This window comes from uncultured Ruegeria sp., from assembly GCF_947497005.1.
Lineage (GTDB): Bacteria > Pseudomonadota > Alphaproteobacteria > Rhodobacterales > Rhodobacteraceae > Ruegeria.
Window position 1 is genome coordinate 16,726 of the sequence record NZ_CANMFF010000007.1, and the last position, 24,332, is coordinate 41,057.

Below are 24,332 nucleotides of genomic sequence, written 5' to 3' on the forward strand. Positions count from 1 at the left end.
GAAACCGTCATGCACATCGCGCCCTATGACAACCAGAACAAACCCATCGTTGACGCCGATGACCCAACCGTCCCGTTGAACTATTTCAACATCGTCAAGCTGAAGAAGGACGAGGCGTTTGAATATCAGGTTCCTGGCTATGAGACCTGCATCGTGCCTGCAACAGGCAGCGTGGATGTGGATATCGAAGGCGTTGCCTTCGCCAAGCTTGGCAACCGGGGCGAGGATGTCTGGGATGGTGAGCCCGAAGGTGTCTACGTGCCCGTCGGTGCCAAGGTGCAGTTGGCGTGCGTGTCGGACGAGACCGAAGTGTTCATTGCCGGGGCCCGATACGACAAGGTGCTGGATCCGTTCGACGTGCGCAAACATGACCTTGTGCAATACGGCAGCGACGACACCAAGACACACCGCAAGATCAAACACATCCTTGGCCAAAAACAATACGACAAGGTTGGTCGCCTTCTGGTGAGCGAGCTGTTTACAGTTGGTCAAGGCGGCTGGTCCGGATTTCCCAGCCACAAGCACGACACCAATCGCTTGCCGGACGAAACCCGCCATGACGAGACCTATAATTTCCGGTTCAAGCCCAACTGGGGCTCGGGCCTGCAAATGCTACAGCGCGAAGATAACCAACCGGGCGATGCCTATCATATCGTAGATGGTTCGACGATCTGCATCGACAATGGCTATCACCCCTGCTGCGTTCTGCCGGGATACGAGATGTATTATTTCACCATCCTTGGCGGTCTGAGCCAGCGCTCACTTGTGCAGTATTTCCAACCGACACATGCCTATCAGATTGAAACGATCCCGGGCATCAAAGACATGATCGCGAAATTCAAATGACCCTCGTCACACTGAAAGACGTCCTGCAACCCGCTTATCAACAAGGCTATGCCGTGGGCGGGCTGGTCACACTCGGCTGGGAAGACATGCGCGCCTATGTGGCAGCCGCCGAGGCCGAGAATGCGCCGGTGATCCTGCAAGCCGGACCCAGCTGTCGCGAGAACACACCGCTGCCCGTTTTGGGTAAAATGTTCCGGTATCTCGCCGAAAACGCCTCGGTTCCGGTCGTTGCGCATCTGGATCACGGTTACACATTCGAGGACTGCAAGATTGCGCTGGACAGCGGTTTTACATCCTTGATGTTCGACGGGTCACGCAAACCGTTAAACCAGAACATCGACGAAACCGCCGCGATTGCCGAGATGGCGCATGCGGCCGGCATTTCATGCGAGGGCGAGATCGGATTTGTCGGGTATTCCGGCGGTGAAGGATCGAACGGCACTGACCCCGAGGAAGCCGCGAAATTCGCACGGGAAAGCGGCGTGGACGCGATAGCGATTTCCGTCGGTAACGTTCACTTGCAACAGAACAAGGAAGGCGGTCTGGATGAGGCGCGTATCACCGAAATCGACGCCATGACCGAAGTGCCTCTGGTCATCCACGGCGGATCGGGTGTGCCGGTAGAACAGCGTATGAAGCTGGCGCGCGAAACCTCGATCTGCAAGTTCAACATCGGCACCGAACTGCGTATGGCCTTCGGTACAGCCATGCGTGAGGCCGTCATTCGCGATCCCGAACGGTTTGATCGTGTCACGATCCTGAAGGAAACGCATGACCCGGTCGAAGCCGCTGCTCGTACCGTGATCCGTGCCTTTGGCGCCCCGCCGCAAAGATAAGGCGCCCAAGCTTTCTTAAATCGTAAAGGCTGCCCGGAACGCCTCAAGCGCCGTGTCCGGGTCGCCCGAAGCACAAGACTCCATACCGACAGGTCCACGGTAACCCATATCACTGAGCGCCCGCGCAACAGCTACATAGTTGATCTCTCCGGTTCCCGGCTCGCACCGGCCGGGATTGTCGGCCACCTGAACCTCTCCGATCCATGGCAGGCATTTCTCGCACCAGCGGATCAGGTCGCCTTCTCCGATTTGCGTGTGATAAAGGTCCAGATTGATCCGAAGACGCGGGTGATTGACGGACGAGACCAGCGCCAGAACATCCCCGGTCGATCCAAAGGGACAGCCGGGGTGATCCAGCAGGTTCAGGTTTTCCAGTGTGAAGACGATATCTTCTTCTTCGGCCAAATCACAGATGCGGCGCAGCGTGTCCTGCGCTTTCAACCACATGCCACCTGTCACGACATCATGCTGCCAGATCGGAATTCCACCATCACCCAGACCGGTGCCGTGCAGGTTCAGACGATCCACGCCCAGACGCTTGCCAATCTGCGCGGTCTCACGCGCGGATGACAGCAGCATGTCAGCCCCTTCATCATCCGCAAGACGACCCTGAAGATACCCGTCCATGATCGTGTAATTCGCGCCAACACGTTCCAACTTGTCCAGGTCCCACGTCGACCAGTTCCACAGGCCGACACCAAATCCCATCTCGGTCAGCCGCGCTGCGCGCCAATCCATGGATTTATCCAGCCACAGCATCTCGGCACATGCCGCCAGTTGAAAGGGTTGAGACATGTCAGCTCCCCAATTGTTCTGATTGGCTCAGATCGAGCCACCTTCGACCATGAAATTGCCCGCACTGCACATCGCTGCGTCATCCGAGGCCAGAAACAGCACCATGCGCGCCACATAGACCGGATCAATCGGGTCCGGCAGACATTGACGATCTACCTGTTTGGCCAACGCCTCGGGCGTGACCCACAGGTCTTTCTGGCGATCGGTCATGATCCAGCCCGGCACGACCGTATTCACGCGAACACGTTGATCACCCAACTCACGCGCCATGGTACGGGTCAGGCCGTGTACTGCGGATTTGGCTGTGGCGTAGGCGGGAAATCCCGCACCGGCCTCCCACCAGGAATTCGAGCCTATGTTGACGATCGAGCCATTGCCCTTGGCGATCATACCTGGGGCTACGGTCTGAATAGCGAAGAACATATGCCGGATATTTGTTGCCATGCGCTCGTCCCAGTATTCCGGGGTTACTTCGCGCCAGTCGTGGCGGTCATCATGAGCGGCGTTGTTGACCAAGACATCCGCTTCACCCAGCTCTTCAACCAGTTGTCCCAGAGCAGCTTTCGTTGCAACGATGTCGCGCAGGTCGCATTGGGCAAAGGCGTGCTCACCCTCAAGAGAGGCCAACAGAGCAAGCCCGGCGTCGGCATTTAGATCCAGAAACCCGACCTTTGCCCCCTGTGCCGCAAAGGCCCGCACAGATTCTGCGCCAATTCCCCCAGCCCCGCCGGTGATGAAAACCGTCTTGTCTGCAAGGCTTGGATAGTTGGCGAAGTTCTTGTTCATCCGTCACGCTCCATGATCCACTCAACCTCGGGGGCCGGGACAAATCGCCATTTCCGTAGCGGTCCGGCCATCACGTTCAGATAGTACATCTCAAACCCATAAGGCGCGCCGCAAGGGTGATGGCCGCGCGGAACGGTCACAACATCGCCATCAGATACGGCCATCGTCTCATCCAACTGACCGTCATCCGTATAAACCCGCTGTATCCCGAACCCGTTTGCTGGGTTGAGACGATGATAATATGTCTCTTCCAGATAGGTGATCCGGGGGAAGTCATCCTCGTCATGACGGTGGCTGGGGTACGAAGACCAGTGCCCATTTGGCGTAAACACCTCAGTCACCAACAAACTGTCGGCGTAGTCCTCGTTCTCCATCGCTATGTTATTGATGTATCGCGTGTTCACGCCCTTACCGCGTTCAGTGAGTGTGATGCCATCCGGCCCAATGCGACGTGCTTGGTGACCGCCTTTGCCTGGAGCCGAGCACACCGCCACAACGCAATCGGTTTCCGCCACGACCTCCCACTCGGTTCCGTTCGGCAGATACAAACAATGCGGCGGCGTCTTTTCGAACACGTTCATCCGGTCGCCCAGAACACCCCATTCCTGACCCGCCCCGGTGATCTGTGCCTTGCCTTCGACCATCACCAAAATGACCTCGTGATCCCCGGTTGCTTCGGCTGCGCGATCCCCTGCCTTTAGACGATAAAGTCCAAAGCCCACATATCTCCATCCAGCGCTGTCCGGCGTGATATCATGTACCTTGCCACGGGTTCCGAATGGTTTTTTCAGCAAGTCTGCCATTCTTTTCTCCTTATTGGGCGGGCCTGAAAAGCCCGCCTGCGTTGATTTCAGGCAGCTTGCCTTGTCTGCAAGGCCGAGAATGCTTCGGCCAGTTGCGCATCGGTCCATCCTGCGGACACCGCGCGACGCATGATATCGGCCTGACTGTCGGGCGCGTTGCCACCAACCGGTGGATCGGTGTCCAGGTTGGTTGGAAACGGATAGCCCTCGGCAGTTGCGGCAATCACCGCGTCCAACTCCCCCGCACTAAGCGCTCCACGTTGTTTCAAAGCGATTAGCGACGGAAACACCGCTTGCGACATAGTACGCCGGTCAATCATCTCCATTGCACGACCGAAGGCAGATGAAATCTGCAGCAGGTTCGCCATCCGTTGAATATTCGCACTGCTGTTTTCCCCAGCTGCGTGGAACAACGCCGGGTTGAAGAATACCGCATCACCCTTTTCAAGCGGCAATTGAATGTAGTTTTCTTCAAAACACGCCCTGTGTGCCTCATCATGGAAGGCCAGATATCCCGGTGGGTACAGCTGGGAAAAGGGCAGCAATTTGGTCGGCCCGCTTTCCACTGGCATGTCGCAATGCGCAACGGCCCCCTGCAAAGTCAGCGAAGCAGTCACCAGATGGGCATGCGCCGGATATCGGGCGGCATTGTCCGCCGTCTGAAAACCCAAGTGATAGTCCCGATGCGCCTGCTGTGCCTTACCGCCGGGACGTACCTGATTGATCTGAGCGGTCATCTGGTAATTCGGCCCCAGCCACGCCTCGCACGCTGCTGCTATCGCCACATTCCCGAAATACAGCGCAAAGCCCTCTGGGTCGCGCATGCATTGTTTTTGCAATGCGTTCCATATCCGGTCATTGGCGCCCGAGGCTGCAAAGTGGTCGCCTTCACCACTTGCGCCCTCGCGTTCCTCCTTGATGATCTGTTGGAACACTCCGGTCGCCCGGTCGATCACGGACGTATCCGCAAAAGCGCCTTTGAGAACGATCACGCCCGCCGATTTATCAAGCACGCGCGCCCATTCTGCCAGCAGCGCTTTTCTTTGATCTGCTTTCTCCAAGGCGGGGCGCAGCGCGTGCATGTCATAGATCGGAACGTTCTTTTCCACCAAAGCGGCATGAGGAACCGCATTGGGCATCAAGTTTTGCGAGGTCAACACCTTGAATTCATCCAGATCACAGGATTCCCGGTCGAAATAGCCGACATATCCAAGTTCCTGATGTACCATGATATACTCCTCTTTCATGGCTTCGGTGTTGCCACTTGGGGCGGTGATTTAGGTGGTGATCTCCAGTCCTGCCTTGCCGCACACTTCGACGATATGGTCGTAACCAATTTTGGAGTACTCATAGGGCGGCGCCTTGGCGGGATCCTGCTCTGCTTCGACCACGATCCAGCCATTATAGTTCATCGCTTTCAACGCGTTGGCTACGGCCTGAAAATCGATGCAACCATCTCCGGGAACGGTAAACCCGCCTGCAATCACCGCATCCAGGAAACTGCGATTATTCTCGCGTGTCTCCTGCACAACTTCGGGGCGGATGTCCTTGAAATGGACGTGATGCACCCGGTCACCCCAGCGGTTCAGCGTGGCCATCACATCGCCGCCACCAAACAGCAGATGGCCCGTATCGAAACACAGCTTCAACTCGGGGCCTGAACCTTCCATCAGCCAGTTCACCTCATCTTCGCTTTCGATGATCGTGCCCATGTGATGATGATACGCCATCGACATGCCCTGATCTGCCATCCATTTAGCAAGTTCGGTCAGCTTGCCCGCATAGGTCAGAACCTCATCCTTCGACAGTTTGGGACGATCGTTGACAGGTGTCCCAATCTGCCCCTGAACGGTATTGGAGCATTCGGCATAAACGATGCACGGGCTGCTCAGCGCAACGAATTGTTCGACTTGGTCGCGTACGGCGGCAACTTCGGCGTCAAAATCATTGACCAGGGTACCGCCTGAACACCATCCACCACACAACGCTATGTCGCTTGCGTCCAGATAGGCGCGCAATCCTTCGGTGTCGCCGGGCATCCGTTGGCCTCGTTCAACACCGGTATAGCCGATCTCACGCGCTTCTTTCAGCGCCTGCTCCATCGTGTAGGCCGCGGTCAGGTCCGGCAGGTCGTCATTCTGCCAGGCAATCGGAGAAATACCGATCTTCACGCTCATTTCGTGTTTCTTTCCTTGATGGCGACTTCATATGCCGCACGTTTTTCGTTTACTTCCGGGCGGACACTGACCTCGGGCACCGCCACTTCCCACCACGTTCCGCCATATTCGGTCGACGGGTAGGGATCGGTGTCGATCACCACAACATAGGGACCTTTGACGTCGCTGCGTTTGGCCAGTGCGTCTTCAAACTCGGCAATCGAGCTTACTTTGACCGAGGTGGCCCCCATCGCCGCCGCATGGGCTGCAAAGTCAATGGCCGATGCCGTCTGATGGACGGTATGATCAAGAAGGTTGTTGAACTCGGCCCCGCCTGTACCCATCTGCAAACGGTTGATGCAGCCAAAGCCGCGATTGTCCGTGACCACAACCGTGAACGAAATCCCCATCATCGCCGCCGTCGCCATTTCGGAATTCGCCATCATGTAAGTACCGTCGCCGGTAAAACAGATCACGTCCCGATCCGGCTGAGCCATCTTGATCCCCATGGCACCCGCGATCTCATAGCCCATGCAGCTGAAACCGTATTCCATGTGATAGGCACCGGGGCGCGGCGCTTTCCACAGCTTGTGTAACTCACCCGGCATTGTGCCGGCTGCGCACATCGCAACGGTGTTTTCATTGGCCGCCCTTTGCACGGCACCGATCACCTGCATATCCGTGGGCAGCGCGTTGCTGTCGGTCGGGGCATCGGTCAACGCGTCGACTTTGCCAAACCAATCAGATTTCAATGTCGCGGGCAGATCCGGCGCGCGGTGATCGCCCAACGCTTCGGTCAGTTCGCCCAGTCCGACCCGAGCGTCGGCCTGCAGCGGCATCGCACCGTGCTTTTCGGCGTCATAGGCGGCGGTGTTCAAGCTGATCAATTCACGCTCGGGGTTCGCGAACAAACCCCATGACCCGGTGGTAAAGTCTTGAAAACGGGTGCCAACACCCAGAACAAGATCGGCCTCGGCGCAGATGTCGTTGGCGGGTTCGCCACCGGTCACACCAATTGGGCCATGGTTCAGTGGATGATCCCAGGCCAGCGCGGATTTACCCGCCTGTGTCTCGGCCACCGGGATATTGTGCACCTCGGCAAAGCGCTGCAACGCAGCGGTTGCGTCTGAATAATGCACGCCACCGCCAGCGACGATCACGGGACGCTTCGCTGCCTTGATCGCAGCAACGGCGCGGGCCAGTTCACCTTCATCCGGGCGAATGCGGCGCTGATACCAGACGCGTGGTTCAAAGAAGCTTTCGGGATAGTCATAAGCCTCGGCCTGCACATCCTGACAAAAGGCCAGCGTCACCGGGCCGCAATCGGCCGGGTCCGTCAACGTGCGGAAGGCGCGCGGCAGAGCCGTCAGCAGATGCTCGGGGCGAGTGATACGGTCGAAATACCGGCTGACCGGTCTGAAACAATCATTGGCACTGATGGTTCCATCCGAGAATACTTCGGGTTGCTGCAAAACCGGATCAGGGCCACGCGTCGCAAACACATCGCCGGGCAGCAACAAAACAGGCAAGCGGTTTACATGAGCCAGCGCGGCAGCGGTGACCATATTTGTGGCCCCCGGTCCGATCGACGAGGTCACGGCCATCGCACGCCTGCGACCCAATTGCTTGGCATACGCGATCGCGCAATGCGCCATAGTCTGTTCGTTATGACCGCGATAGGTAGGTAGACTATCTTTCACGCCATGCAACGCCTCGCCCAATCCGGCCACGTTGCCATGGCCGAATATCGCCCAGACACCTGCGATAAAAGGCTCTCCGGCCTCGTTCATCTGCGCCCCAAGATAGCGCACCAGAGCCTGCGCCGCGGTCAATCGGACTGTTTTGCTCATCATGATCCCTTTCAACTCGGAGCCGCCTCAAGTGGTCCGCGGGTTTTCTCATTTGCGAAGGTGTCAGGCCTTTTGCCAGAGCCTGAAAACAGAGTGGCGTCAGGTGCCACCGCCCGATGGATGCCCCCAAGGGGACATCCGTGGTTTTGAAGGTTTAAACCGTTCCGCCCAGCGAGCCCTCAAGCTGGGCCATTTCCTGGCCGCCTGCCATCAGGTCCTGCAATTGCTCGGGCGTGATTTCACCACGCGTGGCTGTGCCCAGCGTCTTGCCCCGGTTCAGTACGGTGAACCGGTCACCCACCGCCAGTGCATGGCGTACGTTATGGCTGATGAAGACCACGCCAATACCATGGTTACGCACCTTGTCGATGGTCGCCAGAACGTTTGAGGTCTGGCGCACACCAAGGGCCGAGGTCGGTTCGTCCAAAATCAGGATTTTGGCACCGAAATACACAGCACGGGCGATGGCGACGGTCTGACGCTCACCTCCCGACAAGGTGCCAACCGCCTGATCCGGGCCACGCAGGTTGATGCCCATCTTGCGCATCTCCTCCATGCAGACGTCGTTTGCGTGATCCACATCGAACCGCTTTAGCAGGCCTTTACCCTTGGTGGGTTCGCGCCCCATGAAGAAGTTGCGCGTGACGCTCATCAGCGGGATCATCGCCAAATCCTGAAACACCGTCGCAATGCCTGCCTCCATCGCATCCCGAGGGGTGTCGAAATGCAATGGTTTGCCTTCAAAAAAGATCTCGCCCTTGGTGGGTTTATGCACCCCGGACATGGTCTTGATGAAGGTCGATTTACCGGCACCGTTGTCGCCCAGCAAACAGTGGCATTCACCGGGTTTGACGTCAAAGCTGACACCGGCCAACGCGATGATATTGCCAAAGTGCTTTTCGATGTTCTTCATTTCCACGATGGGCGCCAGATCGGTCACCGTATCGCCATGATGGAACTTGGTATCTTCTGTCATATCAGCGCTCCCCGGTTACGCGTTTACGGATCGCATTGTTGAACAGAACGGCGATCAGAAGCATTCCACCGAGGAAGACCTGGAACCAATCCTGATCGAAATCGGTATAGGTTAAGCCGATGACAACCATGCCAAAGATGATCGAACCGAAGAACGCTCCGATGGCTGAACCGTAACCGCCCGTCAACAGGCAGCCACCGATCACAGCCGCGATAATCGCTTCGAATTCCTTCTGGAATCCGCGACGTGCGTCAGTCGAACCAGCATCGATCACCGTGATGATAGCCACCAGTGCCGCGCAGCAAGCGGTCAGCATGAACAGTGAAACTTTGATCCGGTTCACTGGCACACCCGAGTTGGAGGCTGCAGTACTGTCACCGCCAGCCGCGAATATCCAGTTCCCTGCAGGGGTGCGAAGCAGCACATAGGTTGCAACCAGTGCCAGCACGATGAACCATAGGATTTCGACCGGAACACCGGGCACCTTCGGAGCGCCGCTTTTGAATGTGTCGATCATGCCGTTTGCTGCCAACCAGGCGAACAGGCTGCCGAACGCCTCGCCCGAGAAGAACGGCGCCAGCCAGTCGTTTTCAACCACATCGCGCACGCCACGCAATTGAGTCGAACCTCCGGTGGCAGCCTTGAGGCCAACCAGTGAAAGGCCGCGCAGGATGAACAGGAAGGCCAAAGTGACGATAAAGGACGGCAACCCGGATCGGATCACGATATTGCCGTTTACCGCACCGACAAGGGCCGCAAATACGAATGTCATGGGAATGGCGACGATCAGGGGCAACTGCCAGGTGACCACGCAGACACCGAAGAACAAGCCTGCAAATGCCACCATCGAACCGATGGACAGGTCAAACTCTCCCCCGATCATCAGAAGGGCGGCACCGATTGCCAGAATGCCCAACTGTGCCGCAGGTGTCATGAAGTTCATGATCCCGGCCAGGGTAAACATCGAGTCGTCTGCTGTGATGGCAAAGAAGATGACCACCAGGACAACACCGGCCATCGCACCGAGCTCGGGCCGTTTCATGAGCTTGGTCATGAAAGGTTCTTTTTTGACCCTTTCGTCCCCGGCAATTTGAGCTGAGTCACTCATCGTTTCCTCCCATTTGGGTGGGGACGGCGCCGTTGCGCCGCCCCGTTTGGTTCAGATTTCAGTGCGGATCAGCGGATGCCCTGCGAAGACAGCTCGATCACCTGAGCAGCCTTGTCCTGAGTGATCAGGTTCGGACCCGAAGGAACATTGCCACCGGGCATCAGGCCGTATTTGGCGTGCAGACCCATGAAGTTCACCGACAGGTAACCTTGCAGATACTGCTGCTGATCGATGGCAAAGGCTGCATCGCCGTCCGCGATCGACTGCAGGAAGTTGGCCGACAGGTCGAACGAGGCGACATTCACGTCCCGGCCCGAAGCTTTGACCGCAGCAACAGTCGGCTCACCTGCCGAGCTTGCACCCAGCGCCATCACGGTATCGACGGCTTCGTTTGCGGCCAGAGCAGCGGAAACTTTCGACTCGATTTCCGTTGGGTCGTTCGAGGTCGGCAGAACGTCAACGTTACCGCCAAAGCCTTCTGCAAAACCAGCGCAGCGCAGGTCCAGCGCCACGTTGCCCACTTCGTGGTTCACGCAGATGGCCGCTTTGCCACCCATCGAGGCAAGTTCTTCACCTGCGGCTTTACCGGCATCGAACTCGTCCTGACCCACATGCAGTAATGCGCCCAGATCCTTCGAGACATCTGAACCCGAGTTGATCGAGATCACCGGGATACCGGCTGCAACTGCACGTTCAATTGACGGGCCAAGCGCATCCGCATCCGGAATTGAAACGATCAGGCCGTCAGGCTCTTGGTTCACGGCAGCGTCGATCAGCTGCGACATGGCAACCATGTCGAAGGTCTCGGGCGCGCGGTATTCCACGTTCACCCCGACATCTTTGCCTGCCTGCTCAACACCATTTTTCACGACGTTCCAGAATGCGTCATTGGCCTGTCCATGCGACACGACCACGATTTCCTGCGCAAATGCGGGTGTGGCCAGGGCCAGTGCCCCGGCAGCAAGTGCGCCTTTAACGAAGTTCTTCATTTTTGTTTCCTCCCAATGGTTCAGTCTGATCTTCTGTTGGGGATCCAGCCCCAATCATCCGGCAAGGCCGAATCTCAGTGGCTGCGGCACAGGGCCGAGCTGACGTAAGTTTGAAGTATTTCGATCATTTTGCAACCGGTTTCAAAATTTCTTCCATCCGGACTGGTTTTTCCCTCTGCGACGATAGGGTGGCAGCCTCAGCCATAGCCAACGCCGCGACCCCGTCCCTCAGTGTTACCGGAACCTCCGCCCCGCCTTCGACAGCATCCACGAAAGCAGCCCATTCAATCCGGTAGGCCGGCATATAACGTTCCAGGAAGAAGTAGGTCGGCTTGGCCCCCACAACGCCATCCGCCGTTGATTTTACGACAGTGTTTTCCAACATGTTCTGGGCCTGCAACAGCCCTTGAGAGCCCAACAGCTCGACCCGCTGGTCATAGCCGTAGGCCGCACGCCGTGAATTCTTGATGACCGCAATCCGGCCATCTGCATAAGTCATTGTAACCGCTGCCGTATCCACATCACCTGCCGCACCGATCTCTGCGTCGACAAGCGAAGATCCAAACGCCGAGATGGTTTCCGGCACGTCCCCCATCAGGAAATTCGCCATATCGAAATCATGAATCATCATGTCCCGAAACAACCCGCCCGACACTTTTACGTAACTGACCGGCGGCGGTGCCGGGTCAAACGAGGTGATCGACAACAGCTCGGCCTTGCCAATTTCGCCTGCGTCCAACCCAGCCTTCAAAGCCGCGAAATTCGGATCGAACCGCCGGTTAAACCCGATCATCACCGGCTTGCCACGTTCCGAAACAGTGCTCAGGCAATCCGTGGCGCGTTGCAGGCTCAGATCAACAGGCTTTTCACACAAAACGGCCTTGCCTGCATCTGTCGCGGCCTCAATTAGATCAGAATGCGTGTCTGTCGGGGTTGCGATAAGAACCGCATCAATTCCCGGATCGGCAATGATTTCTTCTGAACTATGCGCTTCAGCCCCATGTTCGCCGGCCAGATTTGCGGCAGCTTCGGGCATAGCATCTGAAACAGCACTAAGTGTACTGCCCGGGTGGGATGTAATGGCCTGTGCATGAACCCGCCCTATGCGCCCGGCGCCCAGCAATCCGACCTTTAGCATGCAAATCTCCCGAATCTTCTTGTTGAGCGTAACAATGATTCCCTTTGCAACCGGTTGCAATATTTTTTTTCAAGTCTCCCGTATTTTTGCATGCGAACTCAAAAGCGCCCCAGAGAAAGCTGCAAAACAGCCCTCGTAACCGGAGTCACTTGCGATACCCGACACGCTGAAATCCGCGCAAATTCGGCTCTACGGGAATCCCCTAATATCGGAGCACGGTGAATCAGGTTAATGTTTAGTTAAGGAACACACACTACCACTCTGTGACCCCTTAGAGGGGCTGGCATGACCCCCTCGTCCAGCCCCTCATACCCTCCACCAAACAGCCGCAATCGCGTCCCGGATGAACGGCCCACCGGTGTTGATACGTTTTTTGTTCGAAACTGGTGACCCCTGTTGATTGACCAGCGGGCGCCCGTTTTTCAAGAAACCAAGAAAGCGAGTGGGCCACGTCCCGCCCGCTGGCACGGATCAGGGCAGAAGAAATGTTCTCGAAGGAGGTAATCCTGGCGAAAAACACATCATCCCCGGACCGATTGCCCACGCACACTGGGGGGATCACATGAACTGGGACAATGTGATCCAAATCGTCATGGACACCGCAGGCGACTATCCGTCCGTCCAGTTGCAGGTTCTGATGCGGCAACTGGAATGGCCCCGTTACCAAAGTCCCAATCCAAACAATCTGATTTCAACGCGCCAGGGCTTTTGACGCCCCGAATACAGCCAGCTGAGCAGTTTGAATTCCGAGTTCCGGGATTTCTGTGCAGGCCGAGAGTTAGCGTAACGACCTCGTGCGACCGATTCAGCCGACGTCCATTCATTCGCCAATTCTGACAGAGTCAAATACAAGAAAATTGCAATAGTCCCTGGCCTAAACTCGCATTATCGCAGCACAACGACACTACATTGTGCGTGTCGGACCACGCGCGCCGCGGTTGAGCCGAGCATATGACCTGACAGGCCAACTCGATGAGAAGACACCACTTTGCAATCGACGCTGTTCTTCTTGGCTCAGGCCAAAACCGAGTTTGCGGGATCCCCGGACACCACATGCGTGCTTACTTGATCTGAAGGCATGACGGCTTTCAGCCCGTGGACGACGAGGGTATGGTTGTTGATGATCGTCAACGCGGTGTGGATCTGGTATTCGTTACACCCAATCGTCAGCTTCCAACTACAGTCACTATGTCAGAGCGTCGGTGTCATGAACTTTTACAGGCAGCCGAAGAGTTTGATTTCTACATCGTTGAAGATGACTCCGAATGTGATGTGGATTATCGGCACTCCACTCCTCTGCCGCTGCAATGTCTCGATAGTACCGGCCGCCTGATTTACCTGGGCAGCTTGCCCAAGGGGCTTTCGCCCGGCTTACAGCTGGGCTACCTGACGGCACCGGTGGAGCTTGTAAAATCCACCCGTGATTGCAGGGGTATGATGCTCCGACATGAGTGCCGCAGTCGAACTAGCCGCCGCCACCCCAGAGTGGACATCAACACGTTTATTGTCCCCCCTGAATTTCAGGAACTTGAATCACGCGACCCAGACCACGGTAATCAGGCCAAAGGGGCCTGAACCTGGCTTGGCAAGGCAATCACAGTTCCAGAAAAGGCACCAATCCACCGGAAGGAGCCTTCGGGAAGCTATCCGCTGATGGCGGATTTTGCTTCGTGGATTTTGATGAAGATGTGAAGTGGCGCCCACGGGAGGACTCGAACCCCCAACAGCCCGATTAGAAGTCGGATATTCTATCCAGTTGAATTACGTGGGCGCAGGTTAACTGTTATTGAACAATGTCGGCAGATAAGTCAACTTGGTAATTTTTCGGCAAGTCGATCGGTTATTTCTCATTTGCGCTCAGAAGGTTGCGTGTTTGGACGTGTATTGCAGCGCTATCCCCTGAGCTAGGGGACCTCTGGACCCTTATTGCGATTTTTGCGGACAGGATTCAAGACCCAGACGCATGAATGCGCTGTTCGGATCGTCACCGTACCCGAAGATCGGATCGCAATAGGAATAACCCAACGCTTCATAGAGCTTGCGAGCGGCATCATACTCAGGAAGATGCTCTGCCCCGGTTTCCAGAACCAAAGCCTTGGCACCATCAGCACGCGCCAATTCGGCCAGGTGATTCATCATCACGCGCGCCAGTCCACGTCCCCGCGCTTGTTCGAGGATATGTACTGATTTCACCTCAGCCGTGCCATCGGGCAGCGCTTTCAGGGCACCACAGCCCAACGCTTGCTGCCCGTCGTAGATCACATAGAATCCAATCCCCGGTCCGGCCAGAGAGTCAACGCTCATCGTGTGATTGCTTTCCGCTGGGCCTGCACGTTCGCTATGGGCAAAATGCGCTTCGACAATCGGGCGCAACTCGTCCGAGGTGGGGTCGGCCTCGCGGAATTCGATCATTCAGTGGGTCCAAGGAGCACGCCGATCGGTGGCGAAGTTTTCACCATAACCCCGTGCGCGCAGGTTGGGTTTGCGCTTGTGCGGTTCGCTGACCTGAGCGTCGATACCATTGTCCTTGGCGTAATCCATCGCCTCTTTTCTGGTGTCGAACTTCAGGCGAATCTGGGTTTGCGTATCACTGGACGAGGTCCAGCCCATCAGCGGGTCTACTTCACGCGCCGAAGCAGGGGCGTATTCCAGAACCCACTTTCGGGTCTTGGCCATCCCCGAGGTCATCGCATTCTTTGCGGGCTGGTAAATCCGTGCGCGCATGTCGCCTCTCCGTACTCACTTGGCTGAACCTGTTTATGCGTCAGAGCGCTGCCCGGGACAAGATAACAAATGTCGCGGATTACAAGTGTGCGCTGATGTCAGAAACTGTCAGTAGCACTCTTTATGATCTTCGAAAGGTCAGCCAAAGGATTGAACAGATGATCCATCATGAACGCACTCTCGACATCGACGCGAACCCCGACAACATCTGGGCGATGCTCAGCCGCTTTATGCAGATTGATGAGATTGCCCCTCAGGTCGTGCATGTGGAGGCCTTGACCCATGGGGCCAATGGCGTTGGATCAAGGCGACGCTGCTACTTTGAGAACGGAACCTCTTTGGTCGAGGAAGTAGCCAAATGGACTCCCGGCCGGGGCTATACTGTCCAGCTGTCAGAAATGTCAGCCATGCCAATAACCAAAGCTCATGCAGCAATCGCCATTGAAGTTCTGACAGAAAATCGTGTGCGGGTCACATGGAGTATGGACTACCGCATGAAATACGGTCTTTTGGGTTGGCTGATAGGCCAAACTCTTATGAAAGTGATGATAGGTCGTATTCTTGACGGCAACCTGAAGGCTCTTTCGGAAAAGATGCGCTCGGTTCGCTTTCCGGACGGGCAGCTTGCGTATTACTGAATACTGCGGCGTTCAAGCAGGATCAGCCCTTGCAGTTGGACAAAATAAGAACAAATGTAGGGGCCAGACCCGGAGCCTGACCATGCCATACGCCCATTCCGACAAGACCCAAATGACCACCGAGGATGTTCGCGCCCGCCTGAAACTGGAAGGCGGCAAGCAGTTTGTGATGCATACGGAATTTGCCCCTGCAGGCGACCAACCGACAGCAATCAAAGAATTGACCAGCGGCGTGCTGGATGGCGAACGTGAACAGGTTTTGTTGGGTGCGACCGGAACGGGCAAGACCTTCACAATGGCCAAGGTGATCGAGGAAACCCAGCGCCCGGCGATCATCCTTGCGCCCAACAAGACACTGGCGGCGCAGCTATACGGCGAATTCAAAGGCTTCTTCCCCGAAAACTCGGTGGAGTATTTCGTCAGCTACTATGACTACTATCAGCCCGAAGCCTATGTGGCGCGGTCGGACACCTATATCGAGAAAGAATCCCAGATCAACGAACAGATCGACCGGATGCGCCACTCGGCCACCCGCGCGCTGTTGGAACGCGATGACGTCATCATCGTCGCCTCGGTGTCCTGCATCTACGGTATTGGTTCGGTCGAAACTTATGGGGCGATGACGCAGGACCTGAAGGTTGGTGGCGAGTATGACCAGCGCCAGATCATGGCTGATCTTGTGTCCCAGCAATACCGCCGCAACGATCAGGCGTTTCAGCGCGGCTCTTTCCGCGTACGGGGCGATTCACTGGAGATCTGGCCTGCCCACCTTGAGGACCGGGCCTGGAAGTTCTCGTTCTTCGGTGAGGAGTTGGAAACCATCACCGAATTCGACCCCCTGACCGGTGAACGCGCCGCCACGATGGAACAGGTGCGTGTCTACGCCAACTCGCACTACGTGACCCCGAAACCGACGATGCAGCAGGCGATCATCGGCATCAAAAAGGAACTGCGCGTCCGGCTCGATCAGTTGGTCGGCGAGGGCAAGCTGCTGGAGGCCCAACGTCTGGAACAGCGCACCAATTTCGATCTGGAAATGCTCGAGGCCACCGGCGTCTGCAACGGGATCGAAAACTACTCGCGTTATCTGACGGGCCGCGCACCTGGTGAGCCGCCCCCAACCCTGTTCGAATTCATTCCGGACAACGCCATCGTCTTCGCCGACGAATCCCACGTTTCAGTCCCGCAGATCGGCGGCATGTACCGCGGAGACTACCGGCGCAAGTTCACGCTGGCCGAACACGGGTTCCGCCTGCCGTCCTGTATGGACAACCGTCCGCTGAAGTTCGAGGAATGGGACGCCATGCGCCCGCAATCCGTCTTTGTTTCGGCCACCCCGGCGAAGTGGGAGATTGAGCAGACCGGCGGCGTCTTCACCGAACAGGTGATCCGCCCCACCGGCCTGTTGGACCCCGAGGTCGAGATTCGTCCGGTGTCGATGCAGGTGGACGACCTGCTGGACGAGGTGCGCAAGGTCGCCGCCGACGGCTATCGCACGCTGGTCACCACGCTGACCAAACGCATGGCCGAGGATCTGACCGAATACCTGCACGAACAGGGCATCAAAGTCCGCTATATGCATTCCGACATCGACACTCTGGAACGGATTGAAATCCTGCGCGACCTGCGGTTGGGGGCCTTCGACGTGCTGATCGGCATCAACCTGCTGCGCGAGGGGCTCGACATTCCCGAATGCGGGCTGGTCGCCATTCTGGACGCGGATAAAGAGGGCTTTTTGCGGTCCGAGACCTCTCTGGTGCAAACCATCGGCCGCGCGGCGCGGAACGCCGATGGCCGCGTGATCATGTATGCCGACAAGATCACCGGTTCGATGGAGCGCGCGCTGGGGGAAACCAACCGCCGCCGCGCCAAGCAGGTCGCGTATAACGAAGAACACGGCATTACGCCCGCCACGGTGAAAAAGAATGTCGAGGATGTTCTGGCTGGGCTCTATCAGGGCGACGTCGACATGAACCGCGTTACCGCCACCATCGACAAACCGATGCACGGCGCGAATCTCGAGGCCCATCTGGACGGGTTGCGCGACAAGATGCGCAAAGCCGCCGAGAACCTGGAATTCGAAGAGGCCGCCAACATCCGGGACGAGATTAAACGACTGGAAGCGGTCGACCTCGCCGTCGCCGACGACCCCATGGCGCGCCAATGGGCGGTCGAGAAAGCATCAGAGGACGCGGTGAAATCACGCGGGCGGTCAACGGCTGGGAGACCGGGTCAGCGAGGTGGGAATGTGAAGCGGCGGAAGCGGTAAGTTGAGTAAGCACAAGGTTTCGAGCAAACACCACTATATCGCCAAGGCAATTCTTCGTAACTTCTGCGTTTCAGGAAAGTCACTATATTACTTTTCTAAGCAATCTGGCTCGAAGGTTCCCGAGCGCCGAAATATCGACAGTGTATTTCGGAGAATGCACTTCAACTCATTCGAACGCAAAGATGGCTCAAAGGATGATACGATTGAGAAATTCTTCGCTTACGAATTGGACAACTACATTCCTGATTGGGTGGGTACTTTTCAGCGAGCCCTCGACACTGGCAAGTTGACATTTTCCACTCAGGATCTTCGGTACAGGTTCATTCAATTTTTTTATGACCATAAGAAAAGGTCCCCAGATTTCATTGACCCGCTTATCCAAGAGGTAGCGAATGAAACTTTCACTGCTGACCTTGCACGCGAATTTGAGGCAACGTACCGCCCCTTAACCGACGACGAGAAACTACTTCTCGACGATGAAAGCTTTAGAGCGCGGGCTATTCGAAATAGTCGAGTATCGAATTTTGGACAGCAATCTATAAAAATCCTCTCTAGGCTTGAGAAGATGAAGATAATCGTTGGCACTCCAAAGCGTGCGAATAAACAGTTCATAGTCTCCAGCAATCCTGTTGCCAGATTTGAAGATTATCCAAAGCAAGAGTTGGGTGAGTTGGGTGTAGAAGAGTGGACAACATTTGCGCCCAATATTGCGGTTGGCTTTGTCGCGGACTATTCGGCTCCTGACTGCGTATTGTTTGACGACGCCAACGTTAGAAACCTTAATCGAGCTTTGACCAAAAATAGCCAAGCGATTGCGTCTACCTCGCAATTATTGCTTCAGTCACTTGCAACCTCAGAATGGTAAGCGAGCTTATTATAGGCTTCGACCCTTTACTGTTGGAGCTTTCCTACACGTTTGAGTAAATCTACTAATCTCGTCACCCCCACATTCCACCCTTGCAGCCCAGCGCCCTCTCCTCCACGTTTGAGATCACAAATTGTGATTCCAAACGGCTGCCATGACCAATTCCAAAAACCTACCCTCCACGCATGAGGTCCAAAGCGCCATTCACTGCGTGCGCGGCACCCGTATGGTGTTGACCGAAGATCTGGCGCAGTTTCTTTTGTAAGGAGATGGGCGGGAATATCCCGCCCAGCCGTTCAACCCTTTTCCCAATGGGCAATTACATCGTATCCGACCGGTGAGGGCGGGCCTTCCATGAATTCGGCGAAATGACCCCACAGCTCGGCCACTTTGGGTACGTTTGCGGTCAATCTTGCCGCCACCGACGACCCCATGGCGCGTCAATGGGCGGTCGAGAAAGCCTCGGAAGGCGCGGTGAAATCCCACGGGTGGTCAATGGCTGGACGACCGGGTCAGCGGGGCGGTAATGGCAAGCGGCGGCGGAAAAATTCCTGATTCACCCGAAGAGTTCATCAAGGATATCCTTTATCGGAACACTGGTCGCACTGCCCCAGTCCGGTGCGTATGATGGTTTGCGAACTTTGTACTCGGTTCCTGTGCCATTGTTGGACCACACCCCGTCAAAGAAAAGTTCTTGTTCGTTTCTTCGTCGAGGGATGATCTCTGGTGGTTTCTTCCAGTTCATGATGGATTTTCTTGCACCGGAAACATCTCCGGCTTTCCATTGTTTGACCCAGGTTGCCGTTTTTATTCCACCTGTATTGTAGTGAAACGAAAGTGCGGCCCCAAGCTGAGCTTCAGTAAGTGAGTGCCCGGCAAACGCATCTTCGACGGCGGGCAGGTAATTGTTTCGAAGCACCCACTCAAATACTTCAAAACACCTTTTCAATGGTTGGGGGTTATCGACGTAGCGTGGCCAGACTTTGTGACCGGATGACGAAGTGATACCAATACTCCAGGTCCACACCCCAACTGAATCCCGGTAGGCTTCACGGACTATACCTTCATGTGAAATTAGTTCCGTGGCGATATTCGGCGTAATTTCATAAGCCACAACAATCTCCTTAATTTGAATAGGCGCTATTTTATCACAAAATGGTCTATTTACTAAATGCAGAGGGGCGCCAGCACTGTAGCCGCACCAGAATTTCGGCTATTTTTCGATGGTGAAGAAGCTTTCGATGGATGTTCGAACTGTCCTTGCCAGCTTCCCACGCAATGATGTGTGAAATGACCCGTCCTGCAAAAAACCAAGGTCGCCCGAATGCTCCACACTTCAAACTTGCAGCCCAGCGCTCCCTTCGCCACGTTTGAAATCACATATTGTTATTCCAAACGATCGCCTTGACGAACCTAAACGCCCTGCCCAGCACCCATGAGGTCCTAAGCGCCAATCACAACCCGTGTAGGATGGGTTTCTTACCCATCACTCTGAAGCCGCCCAAAACGAGTGATAGGGAAAAACCCGATCCTACACACCACGCCAAAATAGGGCGGGGATACCCCCGCCCGCCCGAGCCTTTACCCCTTATCCCAATGGGCGATTACGTCGAACCCAACCGGTGTGGGCGGGCCTTCCATGAACTCGGCAAAATGACCCCACAGCTCGGCCACTTTTGGGGCGTTCGCGTTCGAGGTTTCCTCACTCTCCACCACCGAGATCACATAGCCCGACCCGTCTTCGTTCATCACGTTGGTAAAGCTGTGTATCCCGGGCATGCCCATGATTTCGGATTTCAAAGCGTTCATTTTTTCCGTCGCCGCCTCGCGCGTGCCGGGCTTCATCTTGAATTGGGTAATACGTGCAAACATTACTTTCCTCCCTCGTCTGGCGAAATTGCCATGGGGCGCGACCGGAGCGGCCGGGCCGCGCGCACCCTAGCACGGCAGCGATAAATCTCGCATTGATACTCGGGATTTATGGCTGTTTTCAACTGGACGGCCCACCACAACCAGGCAGTTGACACTTCAAGGTTGCAGCCCAGCGCAGGCTGCTTCACCTTTGAGATCACAAATCGTGATTCCAAACGGTGCCCATGATGAGTTCGAAGAACCTGCCCAGCACACAAGAAGTCCAAAGCGCCATTCACCGGGTACGTGGTGCCCGCGTGGTGCTGGCCGAGGATCTGGCGCAGTTCTACGGAAAATCCGTCAGCGCCTTCAATCAAGCCGTGTCACGTAACACCGACCTGTTTCAAGGCTACCGTTTTCAGCTGACCGATGCCGAGGTCGCCGATCTGCAATCACGGAATGTGATCTCGAAACCCAAGGGCCGAGGTGGACGGCGGGTCAATCCGTGGGTCTATACCGATTACGGCGTGGCTATCGCCTCGGCCCTGTTCAAGGACCCGCGCGCCATCAGGATCACCCGGATGATTACCGAGGCTTTCGTCGACGGTGCAAATGCGCTGGCCGAAACCCCGCGCAGCGATCCGGAAATCCTGCCGCCCGAAAGTGCCCCCGCCCAGCTGCTGCCCAATGGCGAACAGTTACGCGATTTGGCTGAAAACATCCTCGATTCCGGTCAGCAGAGCCTTATCGATTACATCGCCAACCCCACCACCAAGCGTCAGCAGGCTGTAGCCGTGATCATGAAGACCCTGGCCGAAACCGCCGGAGAAGAAGTGCGCACTCAGCAGGATCGCCTGCGCCTGCGCATCGCCGAACGGCTGGCCACGGGCGATTATGCCGATGATGACGACCGCAAAGGATTGCTGGAACTGTTGACCGCGATGAAAGGGTAGAGCCGCCCTTGCCTCTGACCTGTGGGCGACTAGCTTTCCTGCTATGCGCATCGTTCTGGTATCACTGATCCTCGGCACACCGGCCACCGCGTGGGAGGCAACGGTAGGCCAGATCTGCACCCTGTCACATGCCACGGACGAGGCAGAGATATTCCTGACCTACGACCCGGCAAAACCGCTTTACACCCTGTCGGTCACCCGAAAGACTGAGAGCTGGACCAAAACACCATGGTTTGCGATGCGGTTCGAAGGGCCAAACCCCATCGAAATTGCCACTCCGAACCATATCCTTTCTGACGGTGAGTCGTCACTGACGGTCACCGATACCGGATTTGGAAACGTTCTGAACGGGTTGGAATACAACCTGACGGCCTATGCGTTTACACAGGACAGGTTGACTGAATTTCCCCTGGATGGCGCTGCCCCCCAGGTTCGCGTCTTTCGTGAATGCGCTGGTGCTCAGCTGTCCTGAATGTATCAGAAGTCAAACAGATCTTCCAGAAAACCGCCACGTTTCTTTTTCTTGCGATGGCTGTGATCCGCCCTGTCATCATAACTGGACTGTGGCGGAGGTGGTGGCGTATAAGCTGTCGATCGCTCGATGATCTTATCCAGTTCACCCCGATCCAGCCAAACACCCCTGCATTGCGGACAATAGTCGATTTCGACGCCGCTGCGGTCCGTTATGACCAGTTGAGTTCCGTCAATTGGACATTGCATCATACGATCTCCCATTTTGCTACCAGCATGAAATGGGGTCGATCCGTTGCCGTGTCATCCCTCTGTGACATGACGCCCGAGCGCGTAGGTCGAAAAGGGAAGAAGCCGACAATTGCTCTTGGTCAAAGATGATCATCCAGTTCGCGCAATCATTGCCATCAGGGACGCACGAATTTGGCGGTTCCAAGAGACCTCTGTTGTGGCTCCGGGCTGTTCTGCACTTGCGGAACATTCACGCGCGGCGCATTGGCGACACCACAGGCGATCCCGTCGCCGTCCGGGTCATTGCGCTTATGATAGCCCGCCTGCCCCTCATAAAACGGCCCGACACCAATCGCCTGTGTCGCATCACATCCCGCCAGCGCGATCAGATGGATCACCGCCTCTTCCCGCTCATACTCGGACAGCCGTAAAAAGACACCCGTCGCGATCAACACGGTAGTCAACGGCAACAGCAAAACCATCACCAGAATTCGTACCGGAGACAGCGCCTGCCTGCGCAACGCTTCGGCGCGTTGATGTCGTCTGGACGACCGTGGATTCAGATCAGGCGCATCATGCGGAGGTTTCTTGAACAGCATTCCCTGATGTGTAACTCCGATATGTGGCAAAGCCGAGGCAGCCCGAATTCAAAAAACAGAACAGTGGGCCTGGATCAGGTCGGCAACATCGGACAATAATTCCCGTGCACCTGAGATGTTTGCAGATCGGACCAACACCATGACCGAGCTCACCCCCTATCGGACACCCGATGAAGCCGTTCGCTCGCAGGCGCGGGACCTTCTCGCGCATGGGCATTTTGCATCTTTGGCGGTTCTCTGTCCGGAAACAGGGTTGCCCTCGATCTCCCGGATCGCGTTGGCCACGGATGAAACAGGTAATCCTGTGACGCTGATCTCCACCCTTGCCGAGCATTCCCGGGCGCTGTGCGCCAATCCCAATTGCGCCCTCTTGGTAGGAGAGCCTGCGGAAAAAGGCGACCCGCTGACCCATCCGCGCCTGACATTGCACGTGATCGCCCGACCGGTTCACCGGTGCATGACAGGCTATACTGAATTGCGCGAGCGTTATCTGGTCTTGCGCCCCAAAGCGAAACTGTACATCGATTTCGCCGATTTCAACTTTGTGAGGTTCATCATTCAGGACGGCCTTTTGAACGGCGGATTTGGCAAGGCCTATCGTCTCACCACTCAGGATTTCTAACTTTCAGCGGACCACATGCACGGCACATCCTGCGTGACGCACGACATGGGACGCGGTTGACCCCAGCAGCAGGTCCTGCATCCCAGGTCGGTGAGACGCCATGATGATCAGATCCGGATGGTTTGCCTGGGCCCAATCCAGAATGGTTCGCCCGGAATGCCCTTCAATCACTATTCCCTTGGCATTCGGCAATTGCGATGCCAACTCATCCAGCTCAGTCTGAATCGCCTTTCGCGCCTCTGTCAGGTATTCGGACGGCATATAGGAAATCGCATAGTTCGGAATATGCTCGACCACATGCAACAATGTCACCTGTGCGTCTGGCGTGGCCAGAACCTGGGCCAGTTTCAATGACCCCGATGTGTCTCTTTCAGCATCGAAAGAGATGGGGACCAGAATATTGTGATACATGACGCGAGCCTCCGTTTTGCAGGCTCACTATGAAACAGTTTGACAACACATGCTTTGATTCAGGTCAGGAATTTCCGAATGTCTCCGCGACGTCGTACATGACCGGCTCAAAACTCTTGCACAGTTCATTGATTTTGCGGTTACGGTCACGCATTTCGGGCGTCCGCAGCATGGCAAGAAAATCCTCGCGGCGTTGCCACTGCGAATAGTTGGCGATCCGGGTTTGCGCATCATTGACGTGCAGCCCGGCGGAAACGAAACCTGGCTGCTTTGAAATGAACTCGGCATAGGCATCCGTCAGGGCTTCCAAAAGGTCCTGACAGGTGCCCGGTGTCATTTCAAAGGTCGTGATAACTGTTTGAACACTGGCGTTTTTAGCGATTTTCAGCATCGGGATTCTCCATTTCCTCCTCCA

The 24,332-nt window shown here is 56.2% G+C and carries 28 protein-coding genes, 1 tRNA gene and 1 pseudogene; 10 read left to right on the forward strand and 20 right to left on the reverse strand.

From position 1 onward, the window contains the following. Nucleotides 1-9: 9 nt before the first annotated feature. The gene (locus Q0816_RS11100; protein WP_298850377.1) at nt 10-846 is read left to right on the forward strand and encodes a 5-deoxy-glucuronate isomerase; all 837 of its coding nucleotides are present in this window, start codon (nt 10-12) and stop codon (nt 844-846) included. Next, the gene (locus Q0816_RS11105) at nt 843-1,682 is read left to right on the forward strand and encodes a class II fructose-bisphosphate aldolase (protein ID WP_298850379.1); all 840 of its coding nucleotides are present in this window, start codon (nt 843-845) and stop codon (nt 1,680-1,682) included. The genes Q0816_RS11100 and Q0816_RS11105 overlap by 4 nt, the downstream gene beginning before the upstream one ends. Before the next feature lie 15 nt (nt 1,683-1,697). Here Q0816_RS11105 and Q0816_RS11110 read toward each other — a convergent pair whose 3' ends face one another. The 10 genes from Q0816_RS11110 to iolG form a co-directional block, all read right to left on the reverse strand. After that, complete coding sequence (locus Q0816_RS11110) at nt 1,698-2,477, reverse strand: TIM barrel protein (RefSeq protein ID WP_298850380.1); 780 nt, start codon at nt 2,475-2,477, stop codon at nt 1,698-1,700. 27 nt (nt 2,478-2,504) lie between these two features. Beyond that, nucleotides 2,505-3,263 carry an SDR family NAD(P)-dependent oxidoreductase gene (locus tag Q0816_RS11115; protein WP_298850382.1) on the reverse strand — a complete coding sequence of 253 codons (759 nt, stop codon included), beginning with the start codon at nt 3,261-3,263 and terminating at the stop codon, nt 2,505-2,507. Next, nucleotides 3,260-4,066, reverse strand: coding sequence for a 5-deoxy-glucuronate isomerase (gene iolB / locus Q0816_RS11120; RefSeq protein WP_298850384.1), 807 nt, complete (start codon nt 4,064-4,066; stop codon nt 3,260-3,262). The genes Q0816_RS11115 and iolB overlap by 4 nt, the downstream gene beginning before the upstream one ends. Nucleotides 4,067-4,113: 47 nt before the next feature. Continuing rightward, the gene (locus Q0816_RS11125; RefSeq protein WP_298850388.1) at nt 4,114-5,295 is read right to left on the reverse strand and encodes a phytanoyl-CoA dioxygenase family protein; all 1,182 of its coding nucleotides are present in this window, start codon (nt 5,293-5,295) and stop codon (nt 4,114-4,116) included. A 48-nt stretch (nt 5,296-5,343) separates the two neighbouring features. Next, the gene (gene iolE / locus Q0816_RS11130) at nt 5,344-6,243 is read right to left on the reverse strand and encodes a myo-inosose-2 dehydratase (RefSeq protein WP_298850389.1); all 900 of its coding nucleotides are present in this window, start codon (nt 6,241-6,243) and stop codon (nt 5,344-5,346) included. Beyond that, nucleotides 6,240-8,072 carry a 3D-(3,5/4)-trihydroxycyclohexane-1,2-dione acylhydrolase (decyclizing) gene (gene iolD, locus Q0816_RS11135; RefSeq protein ID WP_298850391.1) on the reverse strand — a complete coding sequence of 611 codons (1,833 nt, stop codon included), beginning with the start codon at nt 8,070-8,072 and terminating at the stop codon, nt 6,240-6,242. Before iolD ends, iolE begins: the two co-directional genes overlap by 4 nt. Nucleotides 8,073-8,226: 154 nt before the next feature. After that, on the reverse strand, nt 8,227-9,048 hold the full coding sequence (locus Q0816_RS11140) for an ATP-binding cassette domain-containing protein (RefSeq protein ID WP_298850392.1): 822 nt from the start codon (nt 9,046-9,048) through the stop codon (nt 8,227-8,229). A 1-nt stretch (nt 9,049) separates the two neighbouring features. Beyond that, complete coding sequence (locus Q0816_RS11145; RefSeq protein ID WP_298850393.1) at nt 9,050-10,156, reverse strand: ABC transporter permease; 1,107 nt, start codon at nt 10,154-10,156, stop codon at nt 9,050-9,052. A gap of 68 nt (nt 10,157-10,224) precedes the next feature. Continuing rightward, nucleotides 10,225-11,145, reverse strand: coding sequence for a sugar ABC transporter substrate-binding protein (locus Q0816_RS11150; RefSeq protein ID WP_298850395.1), 921 nt, complete (start codon nt 11,143-11,145; stop codon nt 10,225-10,227). A 124-nt stretch (nt 11,146-11,269) separates the two neighbouring features. Further along, nucleotides 11,270-12,283 carry an inositol 2-dehydrogenase gene (iolG, locus tag Q0816_RS11155; protein ID WP_298850397.1) on the reverse strand — a complete coding sequence of 338 codons (1,014 nt, stop codon included), beginning with the start codon at nt 12,281-12,283 and terminating at the stop codon, nt 11,270-11,272. A 562-nt stretch (nt 12,284-12,845) separates the two neighbouring features. On the opposite strand from iolG, the gene Q0816_RS11160 reads away from it, so the two are divergent. Further along, entirely contained in the window at nt 12,846-12,995 is a 150-nt protein-coding gene (locus tag Q0816_RS11160; RefSeq protein WP_298850399.1) for a hypothetical protein, read from the forward strand. 173 nt (nt 12,996-13,168) lie between these two features. Here the strand turns inward: Q0816_RS11160 and Q0816_RS11165 are convergent. Then, nucleotides 13,169-13,285: pseudogene (locus Q0816_RS11165) on the reverse strand (universal stress protein); the annotation flags it as partial. Nucleotides 13,286-13,393: 108 nt separating this feature from the next. Here Q0816_RS11165 and Q0816_RS11170 point away from each other — a divergent pair. Then, nucleotides 13,394-13,858 (forward strand): hypothetical protein, encoded by a 465-nt coding sequence (locus tag Q0816_RS11170; protein ID WP_298850401.1) that lies wholly within the window; start codon nt 13,394-13,396, stop codon nt 13,856-13,858. 119 nt (nt 13,859-13,977) lie between these two features. Here Q0816_RS11170 and Q0816_RS11175 read toward each other — a convergent pair. From Q0816_RS11175 to Q0816_RS11185, 3 genes are all read right to left on the reverse strand, one after another. Next, nucleotides 13,978-14,054, reverse strand: a tRNA-Arg gene (locus tag Q0816_RS11175). A 152-nt stretch (nt 14,055-14,206) separates the two neighbouring features. Further along, nucleotides 14,207-14,695 carry a GNAT family N-acetyltransferase gene (locus Q0816_RS11180; RefSeq protein WP_298850402.1) on the reverse strand — a complete coding sequence of 163 codons (489 nt, stop codon included), beginning with the start codon at nt 14,693-14,695 and terminating at the stop codon, nt 14,207-14,209. Continuing rightward, nucleotides 14,696-15,007, reverse strand: coding sequence for an ETC complex I subunit (locus tag Q0816_RS11185; RefSeq protein ID WP_298850403.1), 312 nt, complete (start codon nt 15,005-15,007; stop codon nt 14,696-14,698). Between the two features lie 158 nt (nt 15,008-15,165). Here Q0816_RS11185 and Q0816_RS11190 point away from each other — a divergent pair, with 158 nt between their 5' ends. The 3 genes from Q0816_RS11190 to Q0816_RS11200 all read left to right on the forward strand — a co-directional run bounded on the left by Q0816_RS11190 (nt 15,166) and on the right by Q0816_RS11200 (nt 18,779). Beyond that, nucleotides 15,166-15,645: an SRPBCC family protein gene (locus Q0816_RS11190; protein WP_298850405.1), complete on the forward strand. Its 480-nt coding sequence runs from the start codon at nt 15,166-15,168 to the stop codon at nt 15,643-15,645. 82 nt (nt 15,646-15,727) lie between these two features. Then, nucleotides 15,728-17,914, forward strand: coding sequence for an excinuclease ABC subunit UvrB (gene uvrB, locus Q0816_RS11195; protein ID WP_298850407.1), 2,187 nt, complete (start codon nt 15,728-15,730; stop codon nt 17,912-17,914). Nucleotide 17,915: 1 nt separating this feature from the next. Then, nucleotides 17,916-18,779, forward strand: coding sequence for a DUF4238 domain-containing protein (locus Q0816_RS11200; protein ID WP_298850409.1), 864 nt, complete (start codon nt 17,916-17,918; stop codon nt 18,777-18,779). Between the two features lie 556 nt (nt 18,780-19,335). On the opposite strand, the gene Q0816_RS11205 is transcribed toward Q0816_RS11200, so the two are convergent. Further along, a complete protein-coding gene (locus Q0816_RS11205) occupies nt 19,336-19,893 on the reverse strand; it encodes a hypothetical protein (protein WP_298850411.1) in 558 nt (185 codons plus the stop codon). A 467-nt stretch (nt 19,894-20,360) separates the two neighbouring features. Beyond that, nucleotides 20,361-20,651, reverse strand: coding sequence for a hypothetical protein (locus Q0816_RS11210; RefSeq protein WP_298850413.1), 291 nt, complete (start codon nt 20,649-20,651; stop codon nt 20,361-20,363). Nucleotides 20,652-20,878: 227 nt separating this feature from the next. Between Q0816_RS11210 and Q0816_RS11215 the strand changes: the two genes are divergently transcribed. Continuing rightward, nucleotides 20,879-21,583 (forward strand): ORF6N domain-containing protein, encoded by a 705-nt coding sequence (locus tag Q0816_RS11215; RefSeq protein ID WP_298850415.1) that lies wholly within the window; start codon nt 20,879-20,881, stop codon nt 21,581-21,583. Between the two features lie 43 nt (nt 21,584-21,626). After that, nucleotides 21,627-22,055, forward strand: coding sequence for an excinuclease ABC subunit B (locus tag Q0816_RS11220; protein ID WP_298850417.1), 429 nt, complete (start codon nt 21,627-21,629; stop codon nt 22,053-22,055). Nucleotides 22,056-22,060: 5 nt separating this feature from the next. Here Q0816_RS11220 and Q0816_RS11225 read toward each other — a convergent pair whose 3' ends face one another. Together Q0816_RS11225 and Q0816_RS11230 are read right to left on the reverse strand one after the other, a co-directional pair. After that, entirely contained in the window at nt 22,061-22,303 is a 243-nt protein-coding gene (locus Q0816_RS11225) for a zf-TFIIB domain-containing protein (RefSeq protein ID WP_298850902.1), read from the reverse strand. Between the two features lie 158 nt (nt 22,304-22,461). Then, nucleotides 22,462-22,884, reverse strand: a complete 423-nt coding sequence (locus tag Q0816_RS11230) for an excalibur calcium-binding domain-containing protein (protein WP_298850426.1) — start codon at nt 22,882-22,884, stop codon at nt 22,462-22,464. Between the two features lie 139 nt (nt 22,885-23,023). On the opposite strand from Q0816_RS11230, the gene Q0816_RS11235 reads away from it, so the two are divergent. Further along, complete coding sequence (locus Q0816_RS11235; RefSeq protein WP_298850428.1) at nt 23,024-23,506, forward strand: HugZ family protein; 483 nt, start codon at nt 23,024-23,026, stop codon at nt 23,504-23,506. A 3-nt stretch (nt 23,507-23,509) separates the two neighbouring features. Here Q0816_RS11235 and Q0816_RS11240 read toward each other — a convergent pair whose 3' ends face one another. Both Q0816_RS11240 and Q0816_RS11245 read right to left on the reverse strand, forming a co-directional pair. Next, complete coding sequence (locus tag Q0816_RS11240; RefSeq protein ID WP_298850430.1) at nt 23,510-23,917, reverse strand: universal stress protein; 408 nt, start codon at nt 23,915-23,917, stop codon at nt 23,510-23,512. A 64-nt stretch (nt 23,918-23,981) separates the two neighbouring features. Beyond that, nucleotides 23,982-24,308, reverse strand: coding sequence for an antibiotic biosynthesis monooxygenase (locus Q0816_RS11245; protein ID WP_298850432.1), 327 nt, complete (start codon nt 24,306-24,308; stop codon nt 23,982-23,984). Nucleotides 24,309-24,332 lie beyond the last annotated feature (24 nt).